This window comes from Salicibibacter cibi, assembly GCF_016495865.1.
In the GTDB taxonomy this organism is placed as follows: Bacteria; Bacillota; Bacilli; order Bacillales; family Marinococcaceae; genus Salicibibacter; species Salicibibacter cibi.
Genome location: NZ_CP054706.1, coordinates 3,439,666 through 3,453,625, shown reverse-complemented (window position 1 = coordinate 3,453,625; position 13,960 = coordinate 3,439,666). Strand labels below are relative to the sequence as shown.

Genomic DNA, 13,960 nt, shown 5'->3' with positions numbered 1-13,960 from the left:
ATATAAGCTAAATTAAAATTTGAGTAGATTTTTACTAATGAAATAAGGGCATTTGTTTGGAAATGTCGAACGTTATTAAATGCCCTCATTATCGAATCCAATTCAAGCATATGTGACAGCAGCAATGGCTTTCCTTGCATCCAGCTTTGACAACACCAACGGAAAAGACTTATGTGTTCGTCTTTTTCCGTTATTCAGCAGTCCCTATTTATTCTGAATGATTAACATAAGAATTGGCTGTTGTCGCTTTTTTATTTGCTACTCTATTCACGAAAATGAATATCAATAATGCAACAATAACTAAAATCGCACTTCCAAGTCCTACGTAATTTACAGAGCTAAAACGAATGACTCCACCACCTGCAATCGCACCTAGGCCTATACCCATGTAAAGAGCTGATGCGCTAAACGATAAAATCATAGATGCTTGTGTAGGATTTAGTGAAATAAGGAATGCATTTAATGCTGGATTCATTCCAAAACCTGGGATGCCCCATAATAAGGAAATCAAACCTACAAGAACAATGGCCAATGTAGATGGATTTAATAAGGTAAGCAAAGAGAAAGTTGCTAATAAAATAGAAAAACCAATTTCCTATTTAGGAGGTAGCTGCAATATGAAAAAAAGGATAAGGATCCTGTTTTCTCTGGTACTCATTGGATCCGTTTTCATAGGGGGCTACCATTTGATGAAATCACGATCGTATCAGGTGTTTGGAAATATGGTGGACCGCATTGATACGGATGAGAAGGTGGTTGCCTTAACGTTTGATGATGGTCCAAATCAAAAGGTGCCCGAATTGTTGGCACTGCTGGATGAGTATTCGGTGCCTGCAACATTCTTTCTTGTAGGACGGGACATAGAAACCCATCCTGAAGAGATGCGGATGATCATTAATAGTTCGGAAATCACACCTATTCCCATCCAAGAATGATGTTTCAAACAACTTCATTCATCAGAAATGAAATTCAATCAACAAATGAACTGATCCGTGATGCCGGATATGAAGAGGCTATTCATTTCAGACCGCCTTTCGGTAAAAAGTTGGTGCTGACTCCCCTTTATTTGAGCGGGGAAGGTATAGACACCATCACTTGGGATATGAAGGATATACGTTTGTGACAGTGGATGAACTGTGGAAATTGGAAGAAAGATAAGTTTAGCAGATATAAATGAAATAGAAATAAAAAGTATATGTTTGAATGCTTTTTTAGAGGAGGCTTGTGATGAGACATAACGTTTTGATTATCGATGATGATAAGGAATTATGTCGTTTGCTTCAAAAAAATTTAAACGTAGAAAATATGGATGCAGATATCTATCATACAGGAAAAGAAGGTCTTTTTGCATTAAAGGATGAAAGATACCAACTCGTTGTTCTTGATATCATGATGCCGGGAATGGACGGGTTTCAAGTATTGGAAAAGATAAGGGAAATAAGCAGCCTGCCCATATTGATGTTAACAGCTAAAAGTGATAGTGCCTCGAAAGTCGTTGGTCTACGTTCCGGGGCAGACGATTATTTAATCAAACCATTTGATATGGATGAATGTATTGCCCGCATCCATTCTCTTATTCGACGCTATACCAATTTTAATCCTCATTTTGAACCGGAAGAGATTTTAACATTTGACGGATTAATGATTGATTTAGAAAGCCGGAGTGTTTCAACAAAAAACCGGAGAATGGAATTGCCACCGAAGGAATTCGATATCCTGGTTTATTGCGCACAAAATCAAGGGAAGATTTTAACAAAACAACAGATCTACGAGAAGGTTTGGGGAGAATCTTACGTATATGATGATAATAATATGATGGCTATCATCAGTAAGCTGCGTAAAAAAATTGAAGATAATCCCAGTTCGCCCGCCTATATTCAAACGGTAAAAGGCATTGGTTACCGATTCAGTAGGGAGGTCTAGGAATGGATATCTTGATCGCATTGTTCATCATTGCTTTCGTTGGATCACTGGTTCTAAATCTTATACTAGGGATAAAGGTCAATCGTTTTAAACATCAAATTCACCATATTTCTCATGTGTTATCGGATATCGAGCAAGGGAACAGTAAGCGCAGAATTTTAGTGCAAAATCGTGAACTAGTGGCACCACTCGCTTTCAAGATGAATGAAATTGTTTATTATTATGATCATCAACTGGCTATATTAAAACAAAATGAAGAACTAAATAAACAGCTGATGACAAGTCTTTCGCATGATGTGCGTACACCGCTTACAACGTTAATGGGTTATCTTCATGCTGTCAAAAAGGGGGTTGTAACGGCACAGGAAAAAGATACTTACATTGCTATTGCCTGTAGAAAAGCAGGTGACTTAAAAGAATATACGGATAAGCTGTTTGAGTGGTTTAAGATTCAATCGGATGATTATGTATTTTCTTTTGAGGAAACAGAAATGACGGAAATGACCCGAAATATCTTAATTGATTGGATTCCTATATTTGAAGAGGCAAATGTTGACTATGATTTTGATATCCCGGAACAAAAAATACTGACGACGATTGATAGAGAAAGTTACAGGCGTGTCATCAACAACTTAGTTCAAAATATCGTTACACATAGTCATGCGACAAAAATATGCTTAACTGTAAAGAAACAATCGGATCGTTTTACCATTCGCATCAAAGATAATGGCGTAGGAATTGCCCCAGAAGATTTACCCCATATTTTTGAAAACCTCTATACAGGTGATCGGTCTCGCTCAAATAAGGGAAGTGGATTAGGACTGGCTATAGTTCAACAACTCATTCAAAAAATGATGGGGTCCATTTCTGTACAAAGCGAACCAAATAAAGGGGCTGCTTTCTTCATATCATTTCAAGCAACCAGCTAATCTCTACATCAATGTAGAGATTTTTTATGTTAAAACGCAAGGTTAAGGTAAGATACCGGCAAGGTTAAGGCAAGGTTCGTTTGTTATGCTTGTAATTGATTATAAGCAGGAGGGGCTAAACATGAGCACATACATGATTGAGACCAAAAATCTAACCAAACAATATGGCGAACAGAAAAGCGTAGCCAATGTAAATATTCATGTGCGAAAAGGCAGCATTTATGGTCTGCTTGGCCGAAATGGAGCCGGTAAAACAACGACAATGAAAATGCTTCTGGGATTGACCCAGCCAACTTCAGGCGAAGCTAAAATGTTTGATCAAGATATTCAAACCGGTGCGAAAAAAATTTTACCTAGAGTCGGAAGTCTCATTGAATCTCCCGGTTTCTACCCCAATTTAACCGGAACAGAAAATTTGACTATATTTGCCCGTCTTCGGGGAGTGCCCAATCAAGATGCCTTAAAAAACGCATTGGATTTGGTTGGATTGCCTTATAAAGATAAAAAACTATTTTCGCAGTATTCTCTTGGAATGAAACAGCGTTTAGCGATTGCGCTAACATTAATGCACGATCCGGAAATCATCATTTTGGATGAGCCTATTAATGGGTTAGATCCCATCGGCATTGCTGAAATACGATCGTTTATTCGGGATTTATGTGATAAAAAAGGGAAAACAATCTTGATTTCCAGCCATATCCTCTCTGAAATTGAGCAGCTGGCTGATGATATCGGCATTATTGATAACGGAGAGTTATTAGAGGAAGGAAGTTTGGAAGAACTGGAACAGAAAAATAATAAATATATTCATTTTGTGGTGACGAATGCCAGTGAAGCTGCACGTATTTTAGAAGATACCTTCCAAATCAATGATTTTAAAATCTCTGCGTCTTCTCTTACCGACCATCAACAGCTTAACATCTATGATACAAGTTTTTCGGTAGCAACCATTAATCGCACATTTATCTTAAATGATTTGGAGGTATCAGAAGCACGCTATCAGGAAGATACGTTAGAAGATTACTTTAAACGGGTGACAGGAGGTGGAGGGATTGCTTGATTTAGTCATTTGTGAATTCGCTAAATTAAAGCGATTGAAGTTTGTTCAGTTGTCCTTAATGGCAGCATTTTTGTTCCCTTTCCCTTTAACCATTCTCATGGCCACAGATGATATGGGATTCGATCAACTGTTCCGTGCCAATTTTATGTTTGGGGAGCTTTTATTGTTACCCTGCATCTTAGGGATTATTGCTTCCATGCTATTTTTTATGGAGAGGGATAATGAAACGTTGAAAAATTTAATCACGATCCCTATTCCCAGAAGAAATATCATTATCGCTAAATTGTTCGTCATTGTGATTTTAGCTGTCCTTTATTCGGTTGCTGGTTTGGGTGCTTCTATTTTAGGAGGATTCATTGTGGGAAGTGTAGATGGCATTTTTTATCGATTGGTCATTAGCATTGTCTTGGGTGTATTTATTGCGATTGCCACGTTTCCCATTATCCTTGTGATTGTCTATTTTAATAAAAGCTTTATCTTTTCGATCATTGCCTCGTTCCTATACGCTGCGATTAGTTTTGCTGTTACGATGATTTTCTCTTCCAGTCCGGAGACCATCAATGCCGTGGCATCTATATTGCCTATTTCCATTGTATTTAAATGGTATTTAACGTTATTTCCTGTAGAAGATGCTTTAAGTTTCCTACTCCCATACACATTCTCCACTTTGGAGACATCCAGCATCATGCTTATTTATGCGGTGATCTTTATCTCCATCGCTACGTTTATTTATAAAAAAATGGAAATTTGAATGGGGGGATAAACATGTACCAACTGATTATAACAGAATTTTTGAAACTGAAACGTCAAAGTATTATTTGGATAGGGATCATCGCTGTTTTCATTGCAGCTATTTTAGCTGCCTTACAATCCAATAGTAATGACGGTTCGGTCACCTATGAGGTTTTTTACAATAATGTCATTTGGAACAACTTTAGTTTAGCTTTTCCGTTTATGATTGTATTAATTGGCGGTTACTTGATTAATCGTGAATATACGGATCAAACACTTAAAACAATGCTGACAGTGCCCGTTTCCTTTCGTAAAATGCTGATAGGAAAAATGATGGCTATTGGCATTTTGACACTCGTATTTGGGGTGGCTAGCTTCATTTTTTCCATTTTTCTCTCCTCAATATTTGGTTTTGAAGGTTATTCTGTCCCCATTTTATTAAAAGCACTTTATCAAATCACGGTGATTGGATTCTGTAACTACCTGGCTGTATTACCGATCATCGCTTACTTCAGCAGAAAAAAAGATCGTTTTTTTACAGGTGTAGGCTTTGCTTTCTTTTATGGATTTTGTGGCATTTTCGTTGCTGGAAGAAACTTAACTGATTTTTATCCCATTACTTCTGGTTTAGGATTGGTCCATTACACGAATGTTGATACAACGGCTTATAATCCTATCATTGGGATCAGTTCATTGATACTGATGGTTGTCTTAACTTTCCTTATCATCATAAGCTTTCCCAATTATGAGAAGGTAATGGCTGGCCCTGAAAACAAAAAGAAAGAAGCAAGAAAAACGAAACAAGTGTAGTAAAAGGTGCTGATTATGGTCTCGCAGATGTATAAGTTAGTCATTCGAGCGGATCATCTGCTGAAAAAACAGCGATGACGGAACATGATGCTTATGTTCATGCGATTAATGATTTCATGAGTGAGTAAAGAAAGAAGATGCCCACTGATAAGGCTGATCATCTTCATGCCTCTTTATTCCGCAATTATGGTGTTGAATAGTTCAAGGGACTTATATCACTAATACGATATCCATATTGTTGAAGATATGCATGATTTTCAGGAGAGAACATCGGAATTTATTAAGATGATTAGTTTCCTTTATATGGAATAGATAATCCTCAACATTTAAAAAGGAATTGTACTCTACTCACCCTTATTATAAAAGAATCCTGCTGTGCTAAACATAGTTGTTGAAATGAACGATCACACAACATTTCTTAATAACTGTTAACTTACATGCCCAACTGTTCTATTCAGTTGGGTTTTATGTGTGCCCCGCAGTCACACAGTCTAAACGCCGTCACCAGAAACGTAGCCAAAACGTAGCCAACCTAACACAAGCAAGAAAAAACCCTCTATGCCGGACAAGCACATAGAGGGTGTAACCCTTGGTATAGAGGGATTTAAAATGGTGGAGAAGGGCAACTGAATCTAAGACCGTATTAATCCATGCCTTTCATGCGCTGGCCGATCGCCTTGTCCATTTGTCGTTTGGCATCTTTTTCTTTTAGCGCTTGGCGTTTGTCGTATTTCTTTTTGCCTTTTGCGAGTCCGATTTGTACTTTGGCCAGTCCTTGTTTTAAATACACTTTGATGGGAATGATCGAATATCCCTGTTGCTGGGTTTTGCCGATGAGTTGTTTGATTTCCCGTTTGTGAAGGAGCAATTTCCGTTCGCGAACCGGGTCGTGATTGTAGCGATTTCCTTGCTCATACGGGCTAATATGGGCCTGATGTAAAATCACTTCTCCATTCTCCACGCGTGCGAAGCTTTCTTTAATATTGATTTTTCCGGCGCGGATCGATTTGATCTCGGTACCGCGCAATACAATTCCCGCTTCAAATGTTTCTTCAATAAAAAAATCATGGCGCGCTTTTCTGTTTTGGGCGATTATTTTTCCTTCATGTTTAGCCATAGCCGTGCATCCTTTTTTCCATTGTCATTCCCTTTATGGTAGCAAATTTACCGTTAAGCCGCAATTGTGCTATGATTAGACAAGAATACATAAAGGGGAGAAGAATATGGAGGAATTTGCGAATTTGCCGACAACGCCGGTTTCAGATGGATTGGACGGGAAGAATCACATGGATATCGGCATCAAACCGTTGTCTGACGATTGGCACATGTATGGGCGGGCGTTCACGGTTGATGCACCTGCGGGTGAAAATATTTCCGTGTTGGAAGGGATATATAATGCAAAGCCGGGAGACGTGCTCGTTGTCGACGGCAAAAGATGGACAGCGAACGCGCTCGCCGGGGATTTTGTCATCGGTTTGGCGAAAACGCTCGGTTTACACGGTATTGTGATTGACGGTGTCACACGAGATATTGAAGATATCCGTGAATTGGAGTTTCCTGTTTTCACGCGAGGAACGACGACAGCGGCGAGCAAAAAGACGAAAGAAGGAAAGGTTAATGTTCCAGTTACGGTTGGCGGCGTGGAAGTGAACCCCGGGGATATCGTCGTTGGCGATGTCGACGGTGTCGTTATCGTACCGGCGGATCAAGCGAGCGAAGTGGCCGAAAAAGCAAAAGCCCGCATTGAAAAAGATGAAAAAAGAGAAGCGGATTACGGCGGGAGTAAGGAAAAGGCGAAAGAATACATTGAAAATTTTTTGAGGAATAATAAGAAGTAACGGTTGCGCCCGTATTATTTTATTTGCCGATATTCCACGTATGCAGGAAAATAGTCTTTGCCTTTCCGAGTCTTTTGGCCTATAATAAAAATATAGAAAAGATCGTTTAAACTTTAGAAAATGAGGAGGTGCGATGATGTCTGATGAAACAAAAGAGATTTTAAATGCCGTATTGCATCGATTGGATGCATTGGATGCGAATGTTGCTGGTGTGCAAAATGATGTGACAAGTTTAAAAACTGAAATCAACCAATTTCGTTCAGAAACGAACCAACGCTTTGATCATATGGATCGCCAATTGCGATTATTCGATTCGGATACGGATATGCTAAACAAGAAAGTGGCTGAACATGACAGAGACATTAACCGTTTGAAACAGGTGAACGGCATTTAAGTTTCATCAGCATCATGACGCCTTCATTAAAAAAAGTGCACCCGTCCGCGTGGTGCGCTTTTTTACGTCAGCATTATCGACGGGAAATACCGGAATACCAACGGGAAATATGTGAATACCTGCGGGAAATAACGAAATATCCACGGGAAATAACAAAATATCCACGGGAAATATCAAAATACCCGCGGGAAGCCAGCTCAAAGGCAGTGAAGTAAATAACGAACATTTTTATAATTGCCCTCCCGGGGTAGATTCAACTTTACAAGACAATGTCTTGTGACAGATGCGGAGGGAAGATGTAGAAACATACGAGCCTCTCGGTTGCTAATCCTAGAATTAAAAAGACGTCGGTAATCTCGCAAACTTTCCACGTGAGCCGTAGGATGTTTACGTTTGCAACGGGGGCAGTGCCATCCGGAGCGGCTCGTCCGTTGCACAGGCAGATGATTGCAATAAGGGCAATGCACGCCGGTTAAACATTCAGATGGCTTGATCCCATAGCTTTTAAGCGGTTCGTATTTGGGTTCTTTATGGGCGAATTTCAATTGTTCGGACAATACATGAAGTTGCGAATCAGTGAGAATGTGCACGGAATGGTTTTCTTCAATGGAAAGGACTTTCTCTGGAAGGAATTCGGCGCGAATGATGAAAGGTTGGGGTTTTTTAGAAGAGATGACGGATGAAGGATACGTGAAAGCAACAAGCGGGTGCATCGGCATGTTCGGCCAACATTTTTCATATAGCCATTGCGCGAGCAATTGATGATGTCTTCTCACTTGGGGGAGCGGGTGTGGAAAGCTTTGCGTCTGCCCGTTTAACGTGCGGGTAAACTGTTGAATCCGTTCTTCAAATCGGATGTTGCCGGCGAAATGTTTGTTTTCCACAATGACGATGCATGTTTGTGCCACGATCAAGGTGTCGATTTGGAACGAGCCAAGCCTTAACCCGCGAAATTGCCTGAAGTAGTTTGGGAGTTGTTCGAGGTAATAATCAAGCGAACATTCACCGCGATACCCGATTTCTCGCTTTCGGAGGTCCTCTCGAATAACCGCTTGTTTCGGGTGATCAGAAGGGAGGCGGCGGTGTAATGCCTTGAGTGCGGGGATTTGTACGGGGACTGTTCTTTCCTTAATGATCAAAATCTTATCACTCCTATGATGGCGTACGCCCCGCTAAGGCGAGCGTACGCCTATTTGATTTATCCTTTTACCAAAACCGACCACCCCAACGGATCCTCTAACTCACCCGTTTGAATGCCGACAAGGGTTTCGTGCAGCCAGCTCGCAGTCTCGCCCATCGCCCCGTCGTTAATGACATAATCGTACCCTTTGTACTCCAAACTACCAACGGGTGAAATGACCGCTGCGGTGCCCGTCCCGAACACTTCCTGCAAATTCCCGCTTTCGTTGGCGGCGATGACTTCATCGATGGAAATTTTGCGTTCGCGGACAGGCATGCCTTCGCTTTCCAACAACTCGATGACGCTTTTGCGGGTGATGCCTTCCAGAATACTGCCGTTGAGCACGGGGGTATGGATTTCGCCATCGATCTTGAAAAATACATTCATGCTGCCGACTTCTTCAACGTATTTTTTTTCAACACCATCAAGCCAGAGGACTTGTGCTTTTTGATGGTCGGCAGCACGGTTCTGCGCTTTGTACGCTCCGCTGTAATTGCCGGCTGTTTTCGCGTTTCCTGTTCCGCCGGGAGCGGCTCGGGTGTATTCATCTTCGACGAAAATGCTGACAGGGTCGATGCCCCCTTTATAAAAAGAACCGACCGGCGAAAGAATGACCATCAATGTATAGGTGCGCGAAGGGCTCACGTCCAACGTGGCTTCCGTGGAGATGACAAAAGGACGGATGTAAAGGGACGTGCCCGAATCTGTCGGGATCCATTCCTTATCGAGTTTCACCAATTCTTTTAAGTAATCGAGCATCGCTTCTTCATTTACATTGGGGATGCAAAGCCGGTCACATGATTGATTCAACCGCTTGAAGTTCTCTTCAGGGCGGAAAAGACGGATGTCCCCGTCGTTCGACCGGTATGCTTTCAACCCTTCGAACACGGTTTGTCCGTAGTGAAAAACCATGGACGCCGGATCTAGCGTCAACGGTTGGTATGGAACAATGCGCGGATGGTGCCAACCTTCATCGCTCGTAAAGTCCATCATAAACATGTGGTCGCTGAAATGTTTCCCGAATGCAAGCGTTGCGGGATTCGGTTTTTCTTTTAGTGTGGTTGCTTGTATCACTTCTAATGTCTGTTGGGTCATGGCGATGATACTCCTTTACATGTTATATAAACGTTTGATCCGTTCCTCCGGCGGAGGGTGAGAAGAAAATAGTTGTGCCGTTTTTCGTTTGAGCGGATCGGCAAAATAAATCGATGCAGAGGCTCCGGAAGCTTCGCGCACCGGCTGGGAGGCCCCTGAAATTTTTTCCAATGCTTTCGCTAACGCCCCGGGGTTTCGTGTCAACTCGACGGCGCTGGCATCTGCGAGATACTCCCGGTTTCGTGAGATGGCCATGCGGATCATCATCGCGACCAACGGAGCAATAATCACGAGTACGAGGGCAAAAATAAGCAAAATCGGGTGCTTATTATTATTATTTCCTCCTCTGGAGAAAAACATCATACGAATGCCGAGGTCGCTGATGATGGCGACAACGGATACGAGGGCGACGGCGATCGTTGATAAACGAATGTCATAATTGCGAATGTGCGCCACCTCATGGGCAATCACGCCTTCAATTTCTTCATGATTAAGCTTATCCAACAACCCGGTCGTGACCGCAACCGCCCCTTTTTCCGGCGAAGTGCCGGTGGCAAACGCGTTCGGACTGCTATCTTTAATGATAAAAAGGCGCGGACGGGGAATGCGGGCGACCATGGCCATATTGCCGACGGCATCCCACAAACGACGGTGTTTGCTTCCATCTTTCACCTCATGGGCATGATTCATGCGCATCACGACATTGGTGCTGGACATGAGCATCATTGCCGTATACGCGCCCCCGAGCACAACTGCTAAAATCATGCCCGTGAAAATCTCGCCGTTCATCATGTAAGTGATCGCCGCTCCGACGGCTAACACGAAGAGGATAAAACCCGCCACAATAAACACGGTTTGCCGTTTATTGCGCTCGATTTGTTTGTACATGATCATGAGCGATCGCCCGTGTTAAAATCAACTTTTACATTCTCGCGCTGCTCTTCCGGTGTTTCCAGCATTTCTTGTTGAATAAAATTATGCACCCCGGCAACAAGATTCGTCGGAATCGATTGAATTTTGGTGTTGTACTCCCTAACCGTGCTGTTATACAGCTGGCGTGAGTAAGCGATTTTATTTTCCGTTGACGTAAGTTCTTCTTGCAGCTGTTGGAAGTTTTGATTTGCCTTCAAGTCCGGATAAGCTTCGCGAAGGGCGAAAAGTCGGTTCATCATACCCTCTAGTTGGTTGTTGGCTGCCATTTGTTCGTTGCGGCTATTGTTCGGGTTGGCCATTTGATTGCGTGCTTCGATCACTTGGGTTAATGTTTCTTGTTCGTGCTGTGCATATCCCTTCACCGTTTCCACGAGGTTTGGGATCAGGTCGTACCGCCGTTTTAGTTGCACATCGATTTGCGCCCAAGCTTCTTCGACCCAATTCCGGTATTTGACGAGACCGTTGTATGACGTGAACCAGGTAATCGCCAGTATGGCTACTCCGCCAATGATGACGATAAGTAAGATTAAAATTGCAATACCTATTCCCATTATGTTGACCCCTTCCTGCTTTTCTTCCATTATAAATGAATTTGCGTGATTCTACACCCATAAGCCTTTCACGTTATGAAATTTCTTAGTGAAATGAGCTGATTGCGCTGTTTACCGCGCTAAGGATAAGAGCAAGTTGAAAATAAATTTTCTCCAAGTTCCAAAACAATTATAGGCATAGCGGTGTTCAGCGGTATCATTTGCTCGGTATCAGTTTAGCCCTTGCGGTTGGGGGTTTGCGGACTCTTTGTGTTGCGCGGGATCCATATGAGTCCTCAGGAATGGAGTTTGCGGGCTCGAAGCGCTGCTTGTGATGCAACTGAGTCCTCAGAATATGGTTTAGCGGACTCTTAGCATTGCTCAGTATCCATATTAGTCCTCAAGATTGGGGTTTGCGAACGTATAATGTTTGTCGAGTGCCGAGGATCTACCAATAGAAGCGATGTTCGTTTGAAAAAATAAGATGTGAACCTGGTCCCGTTTTTACAGCTAAAAAAATAAATACCCGATTTAAAACCTACTTGACACATAAGAATTATCAAAGTAATATAATATATACTTACATAGAGATGGATAATCATCCTTTCGTGCAACAATATTTTCAGGAGGTGGTGGCGTTGGCCCTTCAGGTGACGGATAGTCCATTTAACGAGGAGCAGACGGACCTTCTTAATCGTTTAATTCCGACACTGAGTGAAACACAAAAAATATGGCTAAGCGGCTATCTCGCTTCTCCGGCTCCGCAAACAGCAACGGCTTTTGCGGAAACAGCTGCGGTTGCCATGGAACAGCCGCCGGAAACGGCAACCTTGACACAAACGGAAAATCAACCGAAAACACAAGAGGTAACCATTCTTTATGGTTCGGAAACCGGCAATTGCCAGGAAGTGGCTGAAGATCTTTCCGGTAAATTAGAAAATCAACCGTGCAATGTTACCTTATCCTCCATGCTTAATATTAAACCAAAAAATTTAAAAAATGCCGATCATATCCTTGTTGTTGTCGCTACCCATGGCGAAGGGGATCCTCCCGAACCCGGTCTTTCATTTTATGAAACAATGAGCAGTAGAAAAGCGCCTAAATTAGACGGTGTACATTTCTCCGTTCTTTCATTGGGTGATCTTTCCTACGAATATTTTTGCCAAGCGGGCAAGGATATTGATCAACGTTTGGAAGAATTGGGCGGTGAACGTCTCTATCAGCGTGTCGATTGTGATGTTGACTTCGATGAAGACGCAGAAGGATGGATCGATGGCGTGCTTGCTGAATTGAATAAATTCGCGGAGGGTCCGGCAAATAGCGACGGATCAGCGATGGATGCTCCGCTTGCACAACCGGCTCCCGCCAAGGAGACATACTCAAGGAAAAATCCATTCCGCGCAGAAATTCTGGAAAATATTAATATCAGTGGCCGGGGCTCGAATAAGGAAAACCGTCACTTGGAGTTGTCGCTGGAAGACTCGAACCTGGAATTTGAACCGGGGGATAGTTTAGGGATTTATCCTGAAAACGATGCGACGTTGGTTGGCCAGTTGATCGAGGCTATGGACTGGGATTCTGAAACGGTGGTGACGGTGAATAAACAAGGGGAGAAAGCGACGTTGCGTGAGGCGTTAACCTCTCATTTTGAGATTACGGTATTGACGAAGCCATTAATGCAGCAAGCCGCGGAGTTGTCTTCTCATGAAGAATTGAAAAATCTTTTGGCAGGAGGGAATGAGGATCAGCTAAGGGATTATATGACCGGACGGGATTTGTTGGACTTGGTGCAAGATTTCGGACCGTGGGAGACATCCGCCGATGCGTTTATCGCGATTCTTCGCAAAATCCCGGCGCGTCTGTACTCGATTGCGAACAGTTACCGGGCTAACCCCGATGAAGTGCATCTAACGATCGGTACGGTTCGGTATGAAACACATGGGCGCGCTCGTGCCGGCGTATGTTCCGGACAATGTGCCGAACGGGCAGAGTCCGGAGAACAGTTGCCTGTCTATGTACATCGCAACCCTAATTTTAAATTGCCGGAAGACCCGCAAACGCCAATCATTATGATCGGTCCCGGCACAGGAATCGCCCCATTCCGTTCCTTTTTGGAAGAACGAGAAGAAATTGAAGCAGAAGGAAAAACATGGTTGTTTTTTGGTGAACAATATTTTTCGTCGGACTTTCTTTACCAAGTGGATTGGCAGCAATGGTTGAAGGATGGCGTGTTGACGAAAATGGACGTGGCTTTTTCCAGGGACGGCGAGGAAAAAGTTTATGTCCAGCATCGCATGCGTGAAAATGCTCGCGATTTTTATCAATGGCTGCAAGAAGGGGCCGTGCTGTACGTCTGCGGGGACGAAAAACAGATGGCCAGTGATGTCCATGACACGCTGTCGGCCATTATTCAACAAGAAGGCGGTTTGAGCGAGGAAGAAGCCGGTACTTATATTGAAGACATGAAACTTCAAAAACGGTACCAACGGGATGTTTATTAATAAAAGAAGGGAGCGGTAAAAATGGCTGAGGAAAA

The 13,960-nt window shown here is 42.8% G+C and carries 16 protein-coding genes; 10 read left to right on the top strand and 6 right to left on the bottom strand.

All coding sequences use genetic code 11. The features are described 5' to 3' along the window. Positions 1 to 208: 208 nt before the first annotated feature. A complete protein-coding gene (locus HUG20_RS17180) occupies positions 209 to 559 on the bottom strand; it encodes a hypothetical protein (RefSeq protein ID WP_200085897.1) in 351 nt (116 codons plus the stop codon). A 130-nt stretch (positions 560 to 689) separates the two neighbouring features. Between HUG20_RS17180 and HUG20_RS19705 the strand changes: the two genes are divergently transcribed. From HUG20_RS19705 to HUG20_RS17145, 7 genes are all read left to right on the top strand, one after another. Continuing rightward, positions 690 to 935, top strand: a complete 246-nt coding sequence (locus HUG20_RS19705) for a polysaccharide deacetylase family protein (protein ID WP_200085896.1) — start codon at positions 690 to 692, stop codon at positions 933 to 935. After that, positions 932 to 1,123 carry a polysaccharide deacetylase family protein gene (locus HUG20_RS20040; RefSeq protein ID WP_425504078.1) on the top strand — a complete coding sequence of 64 codons (192 nt, stop codon included), beginning with the start codon at positions 932 to 934 and terminating at the stop codon, positions 1,121 to 1,123. The genes HUG20_RS19705 and HUG20_RS20040 overlap by 4 nt, the downstream gene beginning before the upstream one ends. A gap of 104 nt (positions 1,124 to 1,227) precedes the next feature. Continuing rightward, on the top strand, positions 1,228 to 1,923 hold the full coding sequence (locus HUG20_RS17165; protein ID WP_200085894.1) for a response regulator transcription factor: 696 nt from the start codon (positions 1,228 to 1,230) through the stop codon (positions 1,921 to 1,923). A 2-nt stretch (positions 1,924 to 1,925) separates the two neighbouring features. Beyond that, entirely contained in the window at positions 1,926 to 2,852 is a 927-nt protein-coding gene (locus HUG20_RS17160) for a sensor histidine kinase (RefSeq protein WP_200085893.1), read from the top strand. Positions 2,853 to 2,973: 121 nt separating this feature from the next. Further along, a complete protein-coding gene (locus tag HUG20_RS17155) occupies positions 2,974 to 3,912 on the top strand; it encodes an ABC transporter ATP-binding protein (protein ID WP_200090569.1) in 939 nt (312 codons plus the stop codon). Continuing rightward, positions 3,905 to 4,663, top strand: coding sequence for an ABC transporter permease (locus tag HUG20_RS17150; protein ID WP_200085892.1), 759 nt, complete (start codon positions 3,905 to 3,907; stop codon positions 4,661 to 4,663). The genes HUG20_RS17155 and HUG20_RS17150 overlap by 8 nt, the downstream gene beginning before the upstream one ends. A 14-nt stretch (positions 4,664 to 4,677) precedes the next feature. Further along, complete coding sequence (locus HUG20_RS17145; protein WP_200085891.1) at positions 4,678 to 5,454, top strand: ABC transporter permease; 777 nt, start codon at positions 4,678 to 4,680, stop codon at positions 5,452 to 5,454. 643 nt (positions 5,455 to 6,097) lie between these two features. On the opposite strand, the gene smpB is transcribed toward HUG20_RS17145, so the two are convergent. Beyond that, positions 6,098 to 6,571: an SsrA-binding protein SmpB gene (gene smpB / locus HUG20_RS17140; protein WP_200085890.1), complete on the bottom strand. Its 474-nt coding sequence runs from the start codon at positions 6,569 to 6,571 to the stop codon at positions 6,098 to 6,100. A gap of 106 nt (positions 6,572 to 6,677) precedes the next feature. On the opposite strand from smpB, the gene HUG20_RS17135 reads away from it, so the two are divergent. Beyond that, the gene (locus HUG20_RS17135) at positions 6,678 to 7,292 is read left to right on the top strand and encodes an RraA family protein (RefSeq protein WP_200085889.1); all 615 of its coding nucleotides are present in this window, start codon (positions 6,678 to 6,680) and stop codon (positions 7,290 to 7,292) included. A gap of 136 nt (positions 7,293 to 7,428) precedes the next feature. Then, positions 7,429 to 7,686 (top strand): hypothetical protein, encoded by a 258-nt coding sequence (locus HUG20_RS17130; RefSeq protein WP_200085888.1) that lies wholly within the window; start codon positions 7,429 to 7,431, stop codon positions 7,684 to 7,686. A gap of 197 nt (positions 7,687 to 7,883) precedes the next feature. Here the strand turns inward: HUG20_RS17130 and HUG20_RS17125 are convergent, their stop codons facing one another. The 4 genes from HUG20_RS17125 to HUG20_RS17110 are packed head-to-tail and all read right to left on the bottom strand — an operon-like array spanning position 7,884 to position 11,445. After that, positions 7,884 to 8,825, bottom strand: coding sequence for a nuclease-related domain-containing protein (locus HUG20_RS17125; RefSeq protein WP_200085887.1), 942 nt, complete (start codon positions 8,823 to 8,825; stop codon positions 7,884 to 7,886). A gap of 59 nt (positions 8,826 to 8,884) precedes the next feature. Continuing rightward, the gene (locus HUG20_RS17120) at positions 8,885 to 9,961 is read right to left on the bottom strand and encodes a branched-chain amino acid aminotransferase (RefSeq protein ID WP_200085886.1); all 1,077 of its coding nucleotides are present in this window, start codon (positions 9,959 to 9,961) and stop codon (positions 8,885 to 8,887) included. 15 nt (positions 9,962 to 9,976) lie between these two features. Beyond that, positions 9,977 to 10,852: a zinc metalloprotease HtpX gene (htpX, locus tag HUG20_RS17115; protein WP_246476785.1), complete on the bottom strand. Its 876-nt coding sequence runs from the start codon at positions 10,850 to 10,852 to the stop codon at positions 9,977 to 9,979. Beyond that, positions 10,852 to 11,445, bottom strand: a complete 594-nt coding sequence (locus HUG20_RS17110) for a LemA family protein (RefSeq protein ID WP_200085884.1) — start codon at positions 11,443 to 11,445, stop codon at positions 10,852 to 10,854. Before HUG20_RS17110 ends, htpX begins: the two co-directional genes overlap by 1 nt. 617 nt (positions 11,446 to 12,062) lie before the next feature. Between HUG20_RS17110 and HUG20_RS17105 the strand changes: the two genes are divergently transcribed. Then, positions 12,063 to 13,925 (top strand): assimilatory sulfite reductase (NADPH) flavoprotein subunit, encoded by a 1,863-nt coding sequence (locus HUG20_RS17105; RefSeq protein WP_200085883.1) that lies wholly within the window; start codon positions 12,063 to 12,065, stop codon positions 13,923 to 13,925. The last annotated feature ends 35 nt before the right edge of the window (positions 13,926 to 13,960 follow it).

Bases quoted from the DNA above. Each gene is read 5' to 3' on its own strand.
- HUG20_RS17160 (WP_200085893.1), top strand. From the start codon at position 1,926: ATGGATATCTTGATCGCATTGTTCATCATTGCTTTCGTTGGATCACTG.
- HUG20_RS20040 (WP_425504078.1), top strand. From the start codon at position 932: ATGATGTTTCAAACAACTTCATTCATCAGAAATGAAATTCAATCAACA.
- HUG20_RS17110 (WP_200085884.1), bottom strand. From the start codon at position 11,445: ATGGGAATAGGTATTGCAATTTTAATCTTACTTATCGTCATCATTGGC.
- HUG20_RS17135 (WP_200085889.1), top strand. From the start codon at position 6,678: ATGGAGGAATTTGCGAATTTGCCGACAACGCCGGTTTCAGATGGATTG.
- HUG20_RS17120 (WP_200085886.1), bottom strand. From the start codon at position 9,961: ATGACCCAACAGACATTAGAAGTGATACAAGCAACCACACTAAAAGAA.
- HUG20_RS17130 (WP_200085888.1), top strand. From the start codon at position 7,429: ATGTCTGATGAAACAAAAGAGATTTTAAATGCCGTATTGCATCGATTG.
- HUG20_RS17155 (WP_200090569.1), top strand. From the start codon at position 2,974: ATGAGCACATACATGATTGAGACCAAAAATCTAACCAAACAATATGGC.
- HUG20_RS19705 (WP_200085896.1), top strand. From the start codon at position 690: ATGAAATCACGATCGTATCAGGTGTTTGGAAATATGGTGGACCGCATT.
- smpB (WP_200085890.1), bottom strand. From the start codon at position 6,571: ATGGCTAAACATGAAGGAAAAATAATCGCCCAAAACAGAAAAGCGCGC.
- HUG20_RS17165 (WP_200085894.1), top strand. From the start codon at position 1,228: ATGAGACATAACGTTTTGATTATCGATGATGATAAGGAATTATGTCGT.
- HUG20_RS17145 (WP_200085891.1), top strand. From the start codon at position 4,678: ATGTACCAACTGATTATAACAGAATTTTTGAAACTGAAACGTCAAAGT.